Origin of the sequence: Rhodococcus sp. 06-470-2 (assembly GCF_002258235.1) — a bacterium.
Taxonomy (GTDB): domain Bacteria; phylum Actinomycetota; class Actinomycetes; order Mycobacteriales; family Mycobacteriaceae; genus Rhodococcoides.
In genome coordinates, this window is record NZ_NOYB01000038.1 from 81,664 (window position 1) to 97,299 (window position 15,636).

A 15,636-nucleotide genomic window follows, 5' to 3' on the forward strand; every position below is an offset into this window, starting at 1 on the left:
GTCATTGGCGGATCGCGAACATCGGCATCGCCAGACCGAGCAGCATCACGGTGAACAGCAACCATGCCGCGCCCTGCCAGATCGGCCAGGTGCCACCGGCACGGTAGGACCTGTATCCCAACGTCAGAGCTCCGATGCCGCCGAGGAAGCACACTGCGGGCACCGACGCGGCCAACACGGGATTCGTGCGGTCGACGGCCAGGAACAGCGCGGTCAGTGCCGCAGCCACCGCCACCACGACCGCACAGTATCCGGCCGCTCTGCGAAAGACGACGGGGTCGTTCCAGCGCTTTTCGACGTCGCGGTCGGCGATGGTGCGTTCGGTCGGATCGTTGGCGGGCATACCTGTGGGTTACCCGCTGCGCGCGGGTCTACCCACATGTCGGCCGGTCAGCGACCGTCGGCGATGATCTGTGCGACGTTGCGTTCGGCGAGTGCGGTGATGGTCAGCGACGGGTTCGCGGCTCCGGTGCTGCCCGGGATCAACGCACCGTCGACGACGTAGAGCCCGGGGTGACCCTTCACCCGGCCGTAGCCGTCGGTGACGTCGCCCAGCACCGCGCCGCCGAGGGGGTGGGCGGTGAAGGTGTCGTCGACGTCGCGGGTGAACGGTTCGGCCGCGACGATGGTTCCGCCGGCCTGGGCCATCCGATTCTGTACTGCGCGTAGGGCTTCGACGGTGTCCCGGCTGCCGCCCTTCGGCCAATTCAGCGTCAATCGGTCTGTGGCGGAATCGAATCCGAAGTTTCCGCGCAGTGGGTCGATGGTCATGCCGAGTGAGCCGATGAATCCGAGGTTCACGGGAACGCCTGGCACGTACCAGTTTTCGACGGTCAGTGGCAGTGAGGAGTCGTCGACGATGCGGGATGCGCAGGGCGCACCTTGCGGTCCGGCGGACATCGGCCCGAGCGACCGTGTCATCGACGCGTCGCCGTTGGTGCCCCAGCCGGTGCCGACGAATTCGTTGAGGTTCGGCAGTGCTCCGGTGGTGCGGGCGCGCATCAGCAGTTCGGTGGTGCCGATGGATCCGGCTCCGAGGACGAGCGTGTCGCAGGTGACGGTGCGTGTCTCGACGATGTTGCCGAACGGGTCGAGGCGTTCGATCTCGACGCGGTAGCGGTCGCCGGATTCGGTGCCGATCGCTGCGACGCGGTGGCTGTGGCACACCGTCGCGCGGCCGGTTGCCTCGGCCTGGGGGATGTAGTTCTGCGTCAGGTCGTGCTTGGCGCCGTTGGAGTTGCCGAAGGTGCTCGCGCCGACGGTCGCGGACGGCCGCGAGCGTCCGGCGAGCTCGTCGCGGACGACGTTCCAGTTCCAGTTGCCGTCCACTGCCTGTGGGGTGAACCCGGCCCGCCGGGCGTGGTCGTCCCAGGTGCGCGAGTGCGAGAAGTTCGGGCTGTTGTAGACGTCCTCGGGCATGGGCGACGGCCGGAGCATCGAGCGCGCCTTCGGGTACCAGGTGGCGGCCATCTCGTCGTAGTTCAGGCGTCCGCCGAATGAGGCGTCGAAGAACTTCTTGTCGGGGGCGATGGTGACGCCGGTGTAGACGATCGAGCCACCGCCGACGGCAGCGCCGCGCCAGACCGAGAGGTTCTCGTACCGGGTGGTGTCGAGTACGCCGCCGAACAGGTCGACCGGTCCGACGGGCATTCCGGTGATGTTGGTGAACGAGGTCTGCTGCCACAGTCCGCGTCCGTCGGCGGTCATGTCCGCGGTGAAGATCTCGCGCCACGGGTCACGTGGCCAGCGCAGTCCGCGTTCGAGGACGGTGACCTGGGTGCCGGCCTGTGCCATACGAAGGGCGGCAGCGCTGGCACCGAATCCGGAGCCGATGACGAGGACGGGAGAGTGGTCCGGTGGGCGCGGGGGATCGGCGAACAGCTCGGGGACCAGTGATCGGATTCGTTCGGCACCGATGGGGAGTGCGCCTGCTGTGGAAGAACCCGGTGCCCCGGCGGAGCCCAGGACCGGAGCGGCGGCAGCGCCGAGCATTCCGGCAGCGGCCAAACGCAGCAGTTGCCTTCGATTCACGGAAAACTTCCCCCTAGTACGTGCGGACAGCGCTCTCGATTGTGTCGTGTTTGCTGTAAGAAAGCGAACACTTCGGTCGGATATAGGGACGGCTCCCAGCTCGGCCTCAGGTTTGCCTGTCACACTCCGCTCATGGTTTCGGCATCGGTGGCTCTGTTACTGCTCTTGGCAGCGGTAGTGGGCATCGCAGCGCACCTTGTCGACGCCCGTGGGCAGGCGATGCTCGTCTTCGGTGCTTTGGCACATGTCCTCATGCTCGCCGCGGTGCCGGGCACTGTTCTCGCGGCCGTGGCGTTCGGTTGGTGGGGGCTGGCGGCGGGTGCGGTTGTATCGGTGGGCGCCGCCGCCACACAGATTCCTCTGCACAGGCACCGCTCCCGGACGGCGGCGGAGTCGGAGCTGACGGTGTTGCATGCCAACATCTGGTTGGGTCAGGCCGATCCCGACGCGTTGGTCGCGCTGGTCGAGCGGCACCGACCCGACGTGCTCACTCTCGTCGAACTGACGCCGGAGGCCGACGCCCGCCTTCGCCCGGTGCTGTCCGGCTCGTTGCCGTGCGCGCATGTCAGCGCTGCTCCCGGCGGCGAGGGCACCGGAATCTACAGTCGCTTCCCGCTCGTCGACGAGCAGCGTCACGACGGTTTCGTGACAGAACTGCTCTCCGCGCGGGTGGAGATGCCGGGCCGGCCGCTGGTGTTCGCGGTCCATCCGGTGCCGCCGTGGCCGCGGGAGCCGTCCGAATGGGTACGTGAGCTGGGGCTGTTGCGCCAGCTGCTGGCCAAGATCCCCGTCGACGACGGTCCGGTGGTGGTGGCGGGCGACTTCAACGCGACGCAGGACCATCGGCGGTACCGAGATCTACAGGACGGCCGGTTCGTCGATGCGGCGGTGGCCACCGGGGCGGGCATGCTCAGGACGTACCCGGCGCACACGTGGTATCCGCCGGTGATCGCCATCGACCACGTTCTGGTGGCAGATCTGGCCGTTGGATCGGTGGAAGCCGTGACGATTCCCGGCTCCGACCACCGCGGCATCCTGGCTCGGCTGGCCTTCGGTCCCGGTCAGCGCTGATCAGGACTGTGCGGGCAGTTGCTGCACCGACCACTTGTTGCCGTCGGGGTCGGCGAAGTACACGAACGTGCCCCAGCCCTCGTCCTTCGGCGGGTCGATGGTGAGGCCGGCTGAGGTGAGGTGCTCGTAGGCCTGCTGGACGTTGTCGACGACCATCAGGATTCCGGCGCCCTTGCCCGGCTCGGCGTCGGTGATGTTCTCGCCGATCGCGATGGAGCACGCCGAGCCCGGGGGAGTGAGCTGGACGTATCGGATGCCGTCCCAGGGGCGGGCATCGTGGTCGGCGTCGAAACCGATCGATACGTAGAAGTCCTTGGCGCGGTCCACGTCGGTGACTGCGAGGGTGACGAGTTCGAGCTTCATGGTGAGGTTCATGACGCAATGATGAGCGCCATTGCGGACACATTCGGTCCGCGTCGAACGAACAGTTCGAGAAATATGCCCGACGCCTCGTCGGTTGAGATATCCGTGTTCTTCTCATTGCTCGACAGGTCCCGCACGCGATCCGGTTTCGACGACGCCTCGGCGCTGCGCCATACCGTCGAACGAGCGGTACATGCGGAGAAGATCGGGTTGCATCGGTTCTGGGTGGCCGAGCATCACGGCGTTCCCGGGATCGCGTCGGGTGCGCCGGCGGTGCTGGCTGCGGCGGTGGCGTCGCGCACCTCGCGCATCCGCGTCGGATCCGGCGGAGTGATGCTGCCCAACCATCAGCCGCTGGTCGTGGCCGAGCAATTTCTGATGTTGGAGTCTCTGTTTCCCGACCGGATCGACCTCGGTGTCGGTCGCTCCCTCGGTTTCACCGAACCGGTTCGGGCAGCATTGCGCAGTGAGCGGATGGACACGTTCGAGGCCGACGTCGCCGAATTGCGTTCCTATCTGGACGGTTCGGGTTCGGTGACGGCCCGGCCCGCTGTCCCGTCTCCACCGGTGTTCGTACTCGCGACGGGAGCCGGTCTCGAGGTTGCCGCTCGCGCCGGGCTTCCGGTCGTCGTCGGCGGACCGATAGTGCATCAGGACGATCCATTGGCGCTCTACCGCAAGCATTTTCGTCCCTCGCCGTCGAATCCCTCACCGTACGTGATCGTTTCGTTGGACGTGACCATCGCAGCGGACACCGCCGATGCCCGCAGGCTCGCCGTCCCGGAGGCGTGGGCGATGGCCAGATCCAGACGTGAGGGTGAGTTCCCGGCTCTGCAACCGGCGTCGGGGATCGATGAATCACAGTGGACGCCGCAGACGCGGAACCGAATCGAGGCGTCGTTGGCGTCGAGCATCCTCGGCACGGCAGGGCAGGTCCGTCCGCGGCTGGAGGAGGTGGTCGAGCGCACCCGCGCGAACGAGATCATGGCGTCGACGTCGACGTACGATCGCGCCGAATTGTTCGACGCCGATGCCGCGTTCGCTCAGCTCGCAGGGGTGGCGGGTTGAACCGGTGCCGTCGCTGCCAGGGCGGCCACCAGGTCGCGTTGAATGTCGGTGATGGGCACGGTCGCGTCGACCACTGCCGATACCGGTAGTCGCAGCCTGCGGTCGGCCTCGGTGCGGAAGACCAGGCCGGTCTTGGGGGTGCTGTCGGCGGTGCTGGCGTACAGGATGGACCAGCATTGTGGGTTCTTGAGGAGTTCGGCGCTCGCGGTGTGATCGGACGCGACGGGCGGTCCGAAGCTCAGTGGCAGTCCGCTCCGTTTCATCTCACGCTCGATCACCCGGTGCAGCAGGATCTGCTCACTCCGTTTGGGAAGTAGCAGGGGGTAGCCGGCGAGCTGACTCAGACTCGGGTTGCTCTCACCCGCCAGAGGATGCCCCTCGGGGAGGACGACGACGAGGTCTTCGGTCCACAGCTCGGTGACGTGCAGACCGGAGCGTTCGACGCTGCCGCGGATCAACGCCACCTGGCAGTCGCCGGACGTCACCGCTTCGATCTGTTCTGCGAATCGTTTCAGGACAAAGTCGATCTCGGCGTCGGGATGGCGCTCGCGTACCGCGACGATGGCGGAGATGGCGTTGGCTGCGAAGGTCATGTTTCCGGTTAGGCGCAGCTGATTACGTTTGCGCGTCGTCAGCGCCAGGGCGGCTTGCTCCAGCTCCACCATGTGCCGGGCGATGGACACCAATTGTGCTCCGACAACGGTCAATCGGACGGTACGAGAGGTTCGCTCGAACAGGGGCTCACCGATTTCTCGTTCCAGCTTGGAGATCTGCAGGCTGATCGCCGATTGCGAGACGTAGCAGCGTTCGGCAGCGCGGGAGAAGTTCAGTTCCTCCCCGACCGCGAGGAAGTATTTCAGCTGCCGCAGTTCCATGCGGCCATTCAATCATGAGTTCTGCTCATAGATGCTATTTCAACTTCCGCGTTGATAGAGCATCGCGGTCGGAGTTTCATGGAGGTAGTTCTTCGTAGAGGAAAAGACTCGAGCCGAAAAGGAAAGTGCTGTGCAAACGTACGACGTCGTCATCGTGGGATCGGGATTCGGAGCATTGGCCGCCGCCAAGTCTCTGGGCAAGGCCGGTGTGACGTTCTCGCTGATCTCCAGCACCACCGAACACCTCTTTCAGCCGCTGCTCTACCAGGCCGCAACCGGAATGCTCTCGACGGGCGAGATCGCCCCGCCGATCAGGCGCATTCTCGCGCAGTACGAGTCGGCCGACGTGCGTCTCGGACGCGTCGTCGATGTCGATCCCGAGGCGCACCAGGTCACCTACATCGGTGCCGGGCAGAGCCACACCATCGGCTTCGGTCGTCTCATCGTCGCCACGGGAGCCACGCAGGCGTACTTCGGTCGTGACGAGTTCAAGGACCGCACGTTCGCGCTCAAGACCGTCGACGACGCGATCGCTCTGCGTGAGCAGATTCTGAGCTGCTACGAATCCGCGCACCTGACAACCGATTCGGCTGCTCGTAAGGAGCTGTTGAGCTTCGTCGTCGTCGGTGCAGGCGCGACGGGTGTCGAGCTCGCAGGTCAGATCAGGGATCTCGCGCACCGCTACTTCGCCGGTTCGTTCCCGGACATCGATCCCGACGACGTCACGGTGACCCTCGTCGACGGTGTCAAGGAAGTGCTGCCGGCGTTCGGCGGCAAGCTCAGCGCGTACGCCCGTACGAAGCTCGAGAAGTCGGGCGTCGACGTCGTCACCGGTGCCATGGTCACCGATATCGCCGACGACGTGGTGACGGTGCAGGACGTGGACACCAAGACGTCGAGGACGTTCGCCGCCAAGACGGTCATCTGGTCGGCGGGCGTGCAGGCCAGTGACCTGGCGGCCACCGTTGCCGAGCGGACCGGGTGTGAGACCGACCGTGCCGGACGGCTTCTCGTGCACGACGACCTGACGGTCGGTTCGGCGAAGGACATCTACGCGATCGGCGACGTGACGTCGCTGAACAAGTTGCCCGGTCAGTCGCCGGTGGCGATGCAGCAGGGCAGGCACGTTGCGAAGATGATCATCGGAAAGGTCGACGCGGGAACGCCGTTCGAGTACACCGACAAGGGCAGCATGTCGATCGTCGGCCGCTTCAGCGCGGTGGCGCGGCTGTTCGGCAAGGTCGACATGTCGGGACCGATCGCGTGGATCATGTGGCTCGCGGTGCACCTGATGTACCTGGTCGGCTTCCGGAACCGCTACGTTGCGGTGGTGTCGTGGATGACCTCGTACATCGGTGACAAGCGACCGCACTTCCAGTACACCGACCATTCCGCTTCGCTGGAGGAGCACACCAGCGACACTGCCGACGAAGACGAGCGCAGAGCGGCCTAGTTGTGGAGACTTAGGTCGCGATGCCGTTGCGGTAGGCCCAGATCACCACGTGCACTCGGGTATTGACCTCGAGTTTGCGGCAGATGTTGCCGATGTGAGTCTTGACGGTGCTCTGTTCGACCTGCAGTGAACGGGCGATCTCGTTGTTGCCCAGTCCCTCCGCAAGTAGTCGAACCACTTCCATTTCGCGCAGACTCAGGTCGTGTTGCGGTGCAACGGGAGTGGTTCGAATCGGCCTGCCCCGGCGAGCGAACTCTGTCATCAAGCGCGGGGTCAGTCGTGGAGAGAGGACCGCTCCGCCGTCGGCGACGGTGACCACCGCGTCGGCGAGTTCGTCGGGGTCGGCGTCCTTGAGCAGGAAGCCGGACGCTCCGCTGTCGAGAGCTGCGAACACGTACTCGTCGAGGTCGAACGTGGTGACGACGATGACGCGAACGCTGTCGAACTGTGCGAGTATCTCGCGCGTTGCAGTCAGTCCGTCGCCGTTCGGCATCCTGATGTCCATCAGTACGACATCCGGTCGCAGTGCCGACACCTGCTGCACGGCATGCCTTCCCGAGCTCGCGTGCCCGGTGACCTCGATGTCGGGATGGCCGGCGAGGAACAGCTCGAATCCCTGCCGAACGACGGGCTGATCGTCCGCGATGAGTACGGTGATCATGCCGGCATCTCCTGTGGTCGAGAGATCTTTCCGCCGACAGGTAGTCGAGCACGCACGGTCCACGTCGTTCGGTCGTCGGACGATCCCGCATCGAGGGTGCCGCCGAGTAGTGCGGTGCGCTCACGCATTCCGGGGATGCCGAACCCCTGACCCGAGGACTCGCGCAGCTCGGAGCTGTCCGGCGTGAGCGTGTTGGTGACGGTCACCTCGATGGCCGAGTGTAGGTCGGATACCTCGACGTAAACATCGCAGTTCGGCGCATGGCGTCGGGCGTTGGACAGCGATTCCTGAACGACGCGATAGCACGTCAACTGCACCGCGCTGTCGGTGTCGTCGCTGTCTGCGAGGATGCTCGTGTCGATGCGCCCGAACGACATTCGTGACTGCTCGATCAGTTCGGGAAGGTCGGCGATCATCGGCTGCGGATTGCTGTTGTTCGTCTCGCTTGGGCGCAGTATGCCGACGATCTGGCGTAGGCTGTCGAGGGTCCGTTGGCCGTGTTCGATTGCGCCGGTGAGTAGTTCGCGTGCCTGCTCGGGGTTGCTCGTGATGAGTGTCTTGGTTGCCTTGGCTTGGATGAGCATGCCGGTCAGGTGGTGGGCTGCGACGTCGTGTAGTTCGCGTGCCATGGCTCTTCGTTCGTTGTCCAGGGCTGCGTTCAGCTGTTGCCGGTGTTCGAGTTCGGCTCGGCCCAGGGCGGCCTCGCTCTCGAGTTCCTGCGCGCGGTTTCGTGCGATGTACTTGCCCAGTGCGATGAGCACCGTGTAGTTGATGGCGAGGTTCGCGATCTGTTCGGCGACCACGCCGATCGTGCCTCCGGGGCCGGCCGCGGCATCCGGGTAGGACAGGCGGGTGTCGACGCTGACTGCGATTTCGAGAATCAGCCCGACGGCGATGGGGGCGAACAGGCGTGGCCCGGTCACCCGAATTGCCAAGGCGACGATGGCGAACCAGTACAGCGGGGTGAACCCGAGAGTCCGGTCCGGCAGGACGAGAATGAGCGCGACGCTGATCGCCACCACCGACAGGTATGCCGTGACGGGAAAGGATCGGCGCACGCACGTCACCGCGGTCATCGCCAGCAGGGCAACGACACTCACTGCGATCAGGGGTGGGCTGCTGACCAGTTCGTCCCGGGTGTCACCGACGGTGCCGGTGGAGAGTTGGAATCCGGCGTAGAAGAGAGTGGCCAGGAGCATTTCGATCGGCAGTACCACGGGATTGCGCGGCCGCCAGGACGGGCGAAACGTGCGCACTACGCGGTGAAAGCCCGGTACCCGGGAATCACCCAGCATCAGAGTCGACTCCGTTCTCCTGCCGCATCTTTCGAGCTCGAGCTCTTCGTACCCGCAGTTTTGGAACCCAGCACCCACAGCGGTCCGGTGACGAACCAGAAGAACGTGATGACGCCCAGTGGCTGGATCACGGTCTTCAGCGCTGCTGCCTGCTCCGAGTCTGCCACGGTGTAGGCCAATGCGTAGGTGATCACCAGCGCGATGGCGGCGGCGCACAGCCATTTCACGAATCCCCGAATCTCGTTGCGGTAGGCCCGCGGGCCGGTCTTCGGGGGCTTGACCGGTGCAGGTCCGCCGGCGAATCGGTGCGCGAAGCGTACATCGAGCCAGGCCACGGTGGAGTGCGCGAACACGACCGTCCAGCCGAGGTAGATCCCCGCGAGGCGATGCGCGAATTCGACGTCGCCGCCGCGGTGCAGGTCGAGTGCCACCGCGGCGACGAGGACGACATCGAGGACCGGGAGCAGAGCCAGGGTGACGGTGCTGGCGCGTCGCATGCGTGCCACGTAACGCAGGCACAGGCCACCGATCACCAGAACCCAGAAGCCGACCTCGCAGATCGCGATCGTCAGCAGAATCGGATTGTTCATGGACCCGATCTCACCGCAGCGGACGCCGCTGCGATACCCCCGCGGAGGCGTCGTACCTGGTGGTTCGGCCGAAGGTACGACGCGGCGCTCCACCGAAAGTCGTAGCCGAACGCGCTACTGTGGAATTACGCATACAGGACACGCAGGCGACAGGGAGTCCGTCATGGCAGGCAAGAAGATCGAGAGAGTGCACGCACAGTCCGCGTTGGAGACGGTGCGCGAGAACCCCGGCATCGCGTTGATCGCCGCCGCGCCCGCGTTGGTTGTGCTGGCAGTGGTGTGGTGGCTGCTCGGGTTCCCCGCCGCGTTGATTCTGCTGATCGCGGCAGGCGGGGCCGGCTACCTCTACCTCAGGAACCGCTGACTACCGACCAACACTGATCACTGATCGGCGCGCGGGATGCAGAACTCTGTGATGGTTGCCGAGCCTGCGGCCAGCTCTGCCCAGGACGCCTCGGTGGTCAGCACTGCGATGGCCGAGGTGGGAAAGCGGTGTCGAACCTCGCGGGCCAGGTCGGTGTCGTCGTCGGCCGCCAGTTCGAGTGCGGTCCAGGGGATTCCGGGTTCGTGCCCGACGACCAGCAAGGTCGATACCGTCACGTCGTCGAAGTAGGTGTCGGCCAACCGGATCTCGTCGATGATCTCGTCGGCGGATCCGCCGTAGATGTCTCGCTCGAAGTGGGTGGGAGCGCCGTCCAGGCCGGTAGCAGCCAGGGTCTCGCGGGTGCGCAGAGCCGTCGAGCACAGCACTGCGTCGACTGTGCCGACGTGCTCGCCGATCCAGGCTCCCGCGAGCGCCGCCTCGCGTTGGCCGCGGGCGGCCAGGGGGCGTTCGTGATCCGGCACTCCGTCGGGGTAGCCGGATTTGCCGTGCCTCATCAGCACGAGGGTCCTAGTGGTCGCCATGCCGTCCACCGTAAACGGTCAGGGCGGCGGGATCGGGAAGAACGTCCACCTGCTCCGGGAAGACGAACTTGCGCATCGCCCACCATCGGAAAGCGGTTGCCAGCAACGTGCCGATGATGGATCCGCTGACGAAGTCGGCGATGTTCTCGGTGAGGAAGGACACGTTCGGCGAACGCAGATCCAGCATGTAACTCGACACCCACAGCGGTAGCTGGTTGATTGCCAGGCCGGTTCCGGCGACGGCGAAGAACAGCGCTGCCTCGTGGTGGCGACGTCGTCCGCCGCGTGCTGTGAACGACCATTCCCGGTTGAGGATGTACGACACGATCGTCGCGATCAGCACGGCCAGAACGTTCGCTGTCACCGGCTTGTCCTGCAGGATCGTCCACTTCAGGCCGAAGAACAGTACGACGGTGACGACGAAGGTGATCGCTCCGACGATGAGGAACTTGAGGGCCTCGGCGTGCTTGACGAGGGGCTCGAGCCAGCGCTGGGGAACGTGGTCGGTGAGGCGGTCGGACACATGCATCCCATCGACGTTACCTCGAGTAACGGATCGGGCCGGATTCGTCGCGGCTGCGAAGAGGGCCTAGAGCCGCGTCTTCAGGTGGTCCCGCAGCATTCGACGGACCTCTTCGGTCGCGAGTTGCTCGGGATATGTCACTGCCTGCAACGTCAGTCCGTCGACGAAGGCGTGCAGTTCGGCTGCTGCACGTTCGTCCGTGGCGGTGTCGAAGGTGAAGGCGGGGGAGTTCGGTCGATCGAGGTCGTGCAGGTGTGCCCACGCGAGTCGGCACAGATACTGGCTGCCGAACCACCCGGCCGTCTTGAGGGCGGAGAGTCGTTCGTCGACTCTGGCTCGCACGATCGCTTCGAGCCACACCGACGCCTCGGCGCGGCGGTCCTCGTCGAGTGGCAGCATTTCTTCGAGGACGCGGATAGCTCGCGCCAGGCCGTCGCCCTCGGTGGAGTGCGCCTCCAACCGCGCTACGACGCGTTGCGTCATGGCCTCGGCCGCGAACAGGACGAGTTCTCCTTGGTCGGAGAAGTAGTACCGCAGTGATCCGGGGGACACGCCGGCTTCGGCGGCGACGCTGCGTACCGTCGCCCCGTCCATTCCTGCTCGTTCGATGACGCGCCATACGGCGGCGACGATCTCCGCCCGGCGCGCATCGTGGTCGACGATCTTCGGCATCGGTCTGTTCTAGCACGGGGGAATCTTTTTCACACACCTGTACTGAAAAGCTGTTACGGTACAGCTGTGTCAATACAGCTGACCGGACTCGCGCTGGTGGACAGCATCGGCGTCGGGACTCTTGCGGTTCCGCTGTGGATGATGCTGCGGCCGTCATTCCGGGCGCGTGTCGTTCTGCTGCATCTGGGTGTGGTGGGTCTGCTCTACCTCGGGGTCGGCATCGCGGTGTGGGCGGCCACCGATGGCTCGACCGTGGCGATTCCCGGCGACGCGCGGATTCGGTTGGCGGTGGGTCTTGTGGTTCTGGTCGTGGGCCTGCTCTGTGACCGTCGGCGGCGAGCCTCGGGCAGTGCGTGGTGGACGCGGCCCCCGGGGAGTGTTCGCGGGGTGGTCCTGCTCGCGGTCGCGGTGGGCGCGTTGGAGGTGGCGACGATGCTGCCCTATTTCGCAGCGATCGACGCGGTACGTGATGCCGGATTGGGGTGGGAGTTCTCGTCGCTGCTGCTCGCGGCGTACGTGCTCGTGACACTCTCACCTGCCCTCGTCCTACTCGCCGCCAGAGTGGCTGCGCAGGAGCGTGTTTCGTCGCTCGCGTCAAGGCTGCTGCGACGCGTGGATCGCTGGAGCGGGGACGTGTCGGCAACGGTGTTGCTCGTGGTGGGCGCACTACTGGCCGCGAATGCGGCGATCGAATTGAACCTGGTCTGAATCGACGAGAGGAAACACGATGAATGCACGAGATGCGCGCAGCATCGTCATGATCGTCGCCGGCGCGGCGCTGGCGCTGTTCTTCTGGGACCTGCAGGTGTTCTGGTTCCAGGGCGGCCCGATCGGCTGTGTTCTGGTGGTGCTCGCAACGGTGGACGTGTGGGAATCGCGTCGCGGCACCCCCAAGAAGGGCCTGCTCGCGGAACTGCGAGATGACATCGTCGGCAGCAAGGAATCGAGCGATCCATCCGAGCGTGACACTCGACCGTGAGCGGGCCCGCCGGTTCGCGTATCGCAAGGACGGTACTGAATTCTCGGCCCAGGCGTGATAAACAAGCTGTTCGGCGATCTGTATCGAGCGGAATGGTGGTGACCTGGTGACGACCGGTGTCGGCACGGAACTCGCTCGCTCGCCTCGGCGTGGTCTGACCGCTGCCGGCACCGCGGCGATGGTCCTGGGTCTGGTCGCCGGTTGGGTCGTCGTCTACTCGGTGAGCCTGATGGGTGCGCTGTGGCGCTTCCGTGAACCCGACGCGCCGGCACCGACACTGTCCATGGGGGACCAGTGGGCCGATCTGGCGGTGGGTGCGGCGCAGGTGACGGTCGGTGCCGTGGCGATCGCCGTCGTCTGTCTCGTTCGGCGTCGGAAGCTGCCTGCGGTGTGGCCTGCCCGCAGTGGCACCGCGCTCGAGGCCGCGCTCACCTGGTGCGCGGCGATCGGTGCCGCGTCTGCTGCGCTGCTCGTCTTGTCTCGCATGGACATCGTCCGATTCAGCTTCTCGGTTCCGGCCTCGGTCGAATCCGATTGGCTCGCAGTAGTTTCGGCTCTCACCGTGGGCCTACGCGAGGAGCCGATTCTGGTGGCGCTACCGGTGTTGCTGCTCGTGGGCCGGCTCCCGATCTGGGCGATCATGGCGTTGTCGGCGACGATGCGAGGCCTTCTCTACATGTACTTCGGTGGCGGCGGATTTCTGTGGGCACTGTGCTGGGGTGCCGCGGCGGTCTGGGTGTTCTACCGCTACCGGCGGCTGTGGGTGTTGATCGCCGTCCACGGCCTGGTGATGAACATTCAAGTGTTCGATCGAGTGATTCCATCCGAGAATTCGGCGACCGTTCTGCAGTGGATCAACATTCTGATCCTGTTCGCGGCGCTGCTGTGGTGGCTCACCCCGCGTGCGCTGGAGGCGTTCCTGCCGAACACGGTGGCCGTTCGGTACGGCGATGTGACCGTCGAGACGACTCCGGTGGTGGCCGAGGTGGTCCTGAACCCCGAGAAACTCGACCCCGACGAGTCCAGACGAGAGCCGCCCGTCAAGCCCTGACCATGCGGGCTTCGCGGCACTCCCAGATCGGGTCGAATTTCTCGGTGCCGTCCAGCTCGAATCGATGTTTGCGGTAGAACGCCACCGCACGATCGTTGGCCGCTGCCACCCATAGGTATGTCGATGACTCCCGGTCGACGACGGTGTCCATGAGTTCTGTTGCGACTCCGGTGCCGTGGTGCTCGGGCACGACGTTCAGTGACCACAGTTCGGTCGGTGCCGGCGGATCGTCGTCGCGTGGTGGTCCGCCGGTGGCGAAACCGACGATGCGTGAACTACTGGTGTCGACGGCGCAGCGGGTCCGCACGCCGCGGCTCGACTGCTCGTCGCGGCTGGCGATGATCTGCTCCCATCGTTCGATGCGGTCGCGAGGGCGGATTGCATCGAGCTTGGCTCTGTTCATCATTCCCGCGTACGTCGCTTTCCAGATCGCCACGTGCGCTGCACCGAGCTGTTCTTCGTCGCCTGGGCGGATGTCGCGAATCGTGTAGCCGGCCACGGTTGTAGTTGTACCGCTACGGCTCGTGTTGTTCGTCGGATTTTCTTGTCGGACCCCTCTCGTACTATCGAATGCATGTTCGATAATGGTGGGTGGGGGGTGGCGCAGACGCCGCCGGTCGACGACTGCATCGCGGGCTTTCTCTACGTCATTGCACTCAACCGTGTCAACGAGAACCTTGCTAGGGCGGCGACCGTGCTCGCGTACTGCGACGTGCTCGAGATGCGCCTCGAGGCAGCCGAAGCCGACGGCGGAGATCCGGGCGAGACCGTCCGCGGTGCCCTGTGCGATCTCGCCGTGACGATGACCGGAACGCGTCGCGATGCGTCCGTTGTGCACGATGTCGCGGAGCGTCTGCATCGAATGCCGTTGACCGCCTTACGATTCGTGACCGGCAGCTTCGACTGGTCGACGGTGGTCACGATCACCTCGGTGCTGCACCGCGCCGGTGACGAGGTGATTGCGGCAATCGAGCACGAGGTCTGTGCGGCGGGTGGCCGAATGCGTCCGCAGGCGTTGCGCAACCGGATCTGGCGGCTGTGGATGAAAGCCGATCCGGTCGGAGCCGCAGCTGCCCGAGAGACCGCGAAGTCCGAGGAGGTCGGTGTGCGAATCGACCGCACCGGTCCGGGTGGGATCGCGTCGCTCATCGCGAAGATCACCGATCTCGAAGCAGCCGAAGCGGACGCACTCATCGTCGAGATCGTCGGGACGGTCTGCAAGCGCGACCCACGATCGACGGGCACGCTGCGGGCCGCGGGTCTGATGGCGTTGCTGCACGGCGAGCATTCACTGGTGTGTCAGTGCGATCGCGGCGACGACTGCCCGGTGGCCGGCGCTGCCGACGATATCCCTCCTCGACGCGGGCATCTCCTCCAGATCGTGGTGGCGGTGGAGACGCTGCTGGGGCTGTCCTCGGAGCCCGCAACCCTCGCCGACGGCACACCTATCGACCCCGAAGTGGTGCGCCTCGTTGCCGCCGACGCGAAATGGCAGGCGCTGCTCACCGAGCTGGTCGAGATGCTGAAACCCGAACAGAGAAATTCGGGCGACGACGGATCGAACGATGACGGCCGGGACAGCGGTGGCCCCGATGACGGCGGTCCGGACGATGATGGCCCCGATGACGGTGGTCCAGACGATGGTGGCCCGGACGGTGGTGGCAGCACGTGCAGCCCCGACGTTGGTGGCCCTCTCGCCGGTGGTGGCAGCACGTGCAGCCCCGACGGACCGGCCCCGGAACGCCCCGATGGTGGTTCGGACTCCGGCCGCGGGCAGTCGAACAGTGATGCCGGCTTCGGCCCCGGCCGTGCCGACTCCCGCAGCGGCGATGTGTCTGGTTCGGTGTCGGGTCCGTTCGGGCCGTTCTCGACGGCTCCGCCGCTTTTGCGTCGGGTCGTCTGCATGGGCCGGGTGCGTGGTGCCGCCGAGCTTCCGTCCGTGCGCCTCGTGGACGCTCACTGCCTCCTATGTGCAGTCCCGGTATTTGGGGGAGGAGTCTGTCCGCGATGGGCTCGTTGCACGGTGGCTTGCATGGATTGACGATCAGCCCGAGCGTGCTCGCGGCATCTTTCCCGACGGTCATGGCGGCGAATCGGC

General features: G+C 65.6%; 19 protein-coding genes. 8 read left to right on the top strand and 11 right to left on the bottom strand.

All coding sequences use genetic code 11. The features are described from left to right. Window position 1: 1 nt before the first annotated feature. Both CH276_RS21245 and CH276_RS21250 read right to left on the bottom strand, forming a co-directional pair. Window positions 2-343, bottom strand: a complete 342-nt coding sequence (locus CH276_RS21245) for a hypothetical protein (protein WP_094629508.1) — start codon at window positions 341-343, stop codon at window positions 2-4. A gap of 47 nt (window positions 344-390) precedes the next feature. After that, window positions 391-2,031, bottom strand: a complete 1,641-nt coding sequence (locus CH276_RS21250) for a GMC oxidoreductase (RefSeq protein ID WP_045199049.1) — start codon at window positions 2,029-2,031, stop codon at window positions 391-393. Window positions 2,032-2,163: 132 nt separating this feature from the next. On the opposite strand from CH276_RS21250, the gene CH276_RS21255 reads away from it, so the two are divergent. Continuing rightward, window positions 2,164-3,102 (top strand): endonuclease/exonuclease/phosphatase family protein, encoded by a 939-nt coding sequence (locus CH276_RS21255; RefSeq protein ID WP_094629509.1) that lies wholly within the window; start codon window positions 2,164-2,166, stop codon window positions 3,100-3,102. On the opposite strand, the gene CH276_RS21260 is transcribed toward CH276_RS21255, so the two are convergent. Beyond that, on the bottom strand, window positions 3,103-3,477 hold the full coding sequence (locus CH276_RS21260; RefSeq protein ID WP_094629510.1) for a VOC family protein: 375 nt from the start codon (window positions 3,475-3,477) through the stop codon (window positions 3,103-3,105). Between the two features lie 93 nt (window positions 3,478-3,570). On the opposite strand from CH276_RS21260, the gene CH276_RS21265 reads away from it, so the two are divergent. Then, window positions 3,571-4,533 (top strand): MsnO8 family LLM class oxidoreductase, encoded by a 963-nt coding sequence (locus CH276_RS21265; protein ID WP_176459368.1) that lies wholly within the window; start codon window positions 3,571-3,573, stop codon window positions 4,531-4,533. Here the strand turns inward: CH276_RS21265 and CH276_RS21270 are convergent. After that, entirely contained in the window at window positions 4,509-5,408 is a 900-nt protein-coding gene (locus tag CH276_RS21270; protein WP_032393977.1) for a LysR family transcriptional regulator, read from the bottom strand. The genes CH276_RS21265 and CH276_RS21270 overlap by 25 nt on opposite strands. Window positions 5,409-5,538: 130 nt before the next feature. Here CH276_RS21270 and CH276_RS21275 point away from each other — a divergent pair, with 130 nt between their 5' ends. After that, window positions 5,539-6,861, top strand: coding sequence for an NAD(P)/FAD-dependent oxidoreductase (locus tag CH276_RS21275; RefSeq protein WP_094629511.1), 1,323 nt, complete (start codon window positions 5,539-5,541; stop codon window positions 6,859-6,861). Between the two features lie 10 nt (window positions 6,862-6,871). On the opposite strand, the gene CH276_RS21280 is transcribed toward CH276_RS21275, so the two are convergent. Genes CH276_RS21280 through CH276_RS21290 form a run of 3 tightly spaced genes read right to left on the bottom strand, consistent with a single transcriptional unit; the run spans window position 6,872 to window position 9,407 of the window. Continuing rightward, complete coding sequence (locus tag CH276_RS21280) at window positions 6,872-7,522, bottom strand: response regulator transcription factor (RefSeq protein WP_094629512.1); 651 nt, start codon at window positions 7,520-7,522, stop codon at window positions 6,872-6,874. Next, window positions 7,519-8,817 carry a sensor histidine kinase gene (locus tag CH276_RS21285; RefSeq protein ID WP_094629513.1) on the bottom strand — a complete coding sequence of 433 codons (1,299 nt, stop codon included), beginning with the start codon at window positions 8,815-8,817 and terminating at the stop codon, window positions 7,519-7,521. Before CH276_RS21285 ends, CH276_RS21280 begins: the two co-directional genes overlap by 4 nt. Next, complete coding sequence (locus CH276_RS21290; RefSeq protein ID WP_052683919.1) at window positions 8,817-9,407, bottom strand: hypothetical protein; 591 nt, start codon at window positions 9,405-9,407, stop codon at window positions 8,817-8,819. Before CH276_RS21290 ends, CH276_RS21285 begins: the two co-directional genes overlap by 1 nt. 163 nt (window positions 9,408-9,570) lie before the next feature. On the opposite strand from CH276_RS21290, the gene CH276_RS21295 reads away from it, so the two are divergent. Further along, window positions 9,571-9,771: a hypothetical protein gene (locus CH276_RS21295; RefSeq protein ID WP_094629514.1), complete on the top strand. Its 201-nt coding sequence runs from the start codon at window positions 9,571-9,573 to the stop codon at window positions 9,769-9,771. Between the two features lie 17 nt (window positions 9,772-9,788). Here CH276_RS21295 and CH276_RS21300 read toward each other — a convergent pair whose 3' ends face one another. From CH276_RS21300 to CH276_RS21310, 3 genes are read right to left on the bottom strand one after another with little or no spacing between them, the layout of a single operon-like run. Next, complete coding sequence (locus CH276_RS21300; protein WP_094629679.1) at window positions 9,789-10,313, bottom strand: SixA phosphatase family protein; 525 nt, start codon at window positions 10,311-10,313, stop codon at window positions 9,789-9,791. Then, window positions 10,300-10,842: a GtrA family protein gene (locus CH276_RS21305; protein ID WP_032393981.1), complete on the bottom strand. Its 543-nt coding sequence runs from the start codon at window positions 10,840-10,842 to the stop codon at window positions 10,300-10,302. Before CH276_RS21305 ends, CH276_RS21300 begins: the two co-directional genes overlap by 14 nt. 60 nt (window positions 10,843-10,902) lie before the next feature. Beyond that, on the bottom strand, window positions 10,903-11,508 hold the full coding sequence (locus CH276_RS21310; RefSeq protein WP_094629515.1) for a TetR/AcrR family transcriptional regulator: 606 nt from the start codon (window positions 11,506-11,508) through the stop codon (window positions 10,903-10,905). A 66-nt stretch (window positions 11,509-11,574) separates the two neighbouring features. Here CH276_RS21310 and CH276_RS21315 point away from each other — a divergent pair, with 66 nt between their 5' ends. The 3 genes from CH276_RS21315 (at window position 11,575) to CH276_RS21325 (ending at window position 13,538) form a co-directional block, all read left to right on the top strand. Further along, window positions 11,575-12,216, top strand: coding sequence for a GAP family protein (locus CH276_RS21315; RefSeq protein ID WP_052049254.1), 642 nt, complete (start codon window positions 11,575-11,577; stop codon window positions 12,214-12,216). 19 nt (window positions 12,217-12,235) lie between these two features. Further along, window positions 12,236-12,487 carry a hypothetical protein gene (locus CH276_RS21320; RefSeq protein ID WP_094629517.1) on the top strand — a complete coding sequence of 84 codons (252 nt, stop codon included), beginning with the start codon at window positions 12,236-12,238 and terminating at the stop codon, window positions 12,485-12,487. Window positions 12,488-12,593: 106 nt separating this feature from the next. After that, window positions 12,594-13,538, top strand: a complete 945-nt coding sequence (locus tag CH276_RS21325; RefSeq protein WP_254923995.1) for a CPBP family intramembrane glutamic endopeptidase — start codon at window positions 12,594-12,596, stop codon at window positions 13,536-13,538. Here CH276_RS21325 and CH276_RS21330 read toward each other — a convergent pair. After that, window positions 13,528-14,037: a GNAT family N-acetyltransferase gene (locus CH276_RS21330; RefSeq protein WP_094629519.1), complete on the bottom strand. Its 510-nt coding sequence runs from the start codon at window positions 14,035-14,037 to the stop codon at window positions 13,528-13,530. The genes CH276_RS21325 and CH276_RS21330 overlap by 11 nt on opposite strands. Window positions 14,038-14,112: 75 nt before the next feature. Between CH276_RS21330 and CH276_RS21335 the strand changes: the two genes are divergently transcribed. Beyond that, the gene (locus CH276_RS21335; RefSeq protein WP_141214764.1) at window positions 14,113-15,579 is read left to right on the top strand and encodes a DUF222 domain-containing protein; all 1,467 of its coding nucleotides are present in this window, start codon (window positions 14,113-14,115) and stop codon (window positions 15,577-15,579) included. The last annotated feature ends 57 nt before the right edge of the window (window positions 15,580-15,636 follow it).

Bases quoted from the DNA above. Each gene is read 5' to 3' on its own strand.
- CH276_RS21320 (WP_094629517.1), top strand. From the start codon at position 12,236: ATGAATGCACGAGATGCGCGCAGCATCGTCATGATCGTCGCCGGCGCG.
- CH276_RS21270 (WP_032393977.1), bottom strand. From the start codon at position 5,408: ATGGAACTGCGGCAGCTGAAATACTTCCTCGCGGTCGGGGAGGAACTG.
- CH276_RS21300 (WP_094629679.1), bottom strand. From the start codon at position 10,313: ATGGCGACCACTAGGACCCTCGTGCTGATGAGGCACGGCAAATCCGGC.
- CH276_RS21295 (WP_094629514.1), top strand. From the start codon at position 9,571: ATGGCAGGCAAGAAGATCGAGAGAGTGCACGCACAGTCCGCGTTGGAG.
- CH276_RS21290 (WP_052683919.1), bottom strand. From the start codon at position 9,407: ATGAACAATCCGATTCTGCTGACGATCGCGATCTGCGAGGTCGGCTTC.
- CH276_RS21285 (WP_094629513.1), bottom strand. From the start codon at position 8,817: ATGCTGGGTGATTCCCGGGTACCGGGCTTTCACCGCGTAGTGCGCACG.
- CH276_RS21335 (WP_141214764.1), top strand. From the start codon at position 14,113: ATGTTCGATAATGGTGGGTGGGGGGTGGCGCAGACGCCGCCGGTCGAC.
- CH276_RS21260 (WP_094629510.1), bottom strand. From the start codon at position 3,477: ATGAACCTCACCATGAAGCTCGAACTCGTCACCCTCGCAGTCACCGAC.
- CH276_RS21255 (WP_094629509.1), top strand. From the start codon at position 2,164: ATGGTTTCGGCATCGGTGGCTCTGTTACTGCTCTTGGCAGCGGTAGTG.
- CH276_RS21245 (WP_094629508.1), bottom strand. From the start codon at position 343: ATGCCCGCCAACGATCCGACCGAACGCACCATCGCCGACCGCGACGTC.
- CH276_RS21310 (WP_094629515.1), bottom strand. From the start codon at position 11,508: ATGCCGAAGATCGTCGACCACGATGCGCGCCGGGCGGAGATCGTCGCC.
- CH276_RS21305 (WP_032393981.1), bottom strand. From the start codon at position 10,842: ATGCATGTGTCCGACCGCCTCACCGACCACGTTCCCCAGCGCTGGCTC.
- CH276_RS21280 (WP_094629512.1), bottom strand. From the start codon at position 7,522: ATGATCACCGTACTCATCGCGGACGATCAGCCCGTCGTTCGGCAGGGA.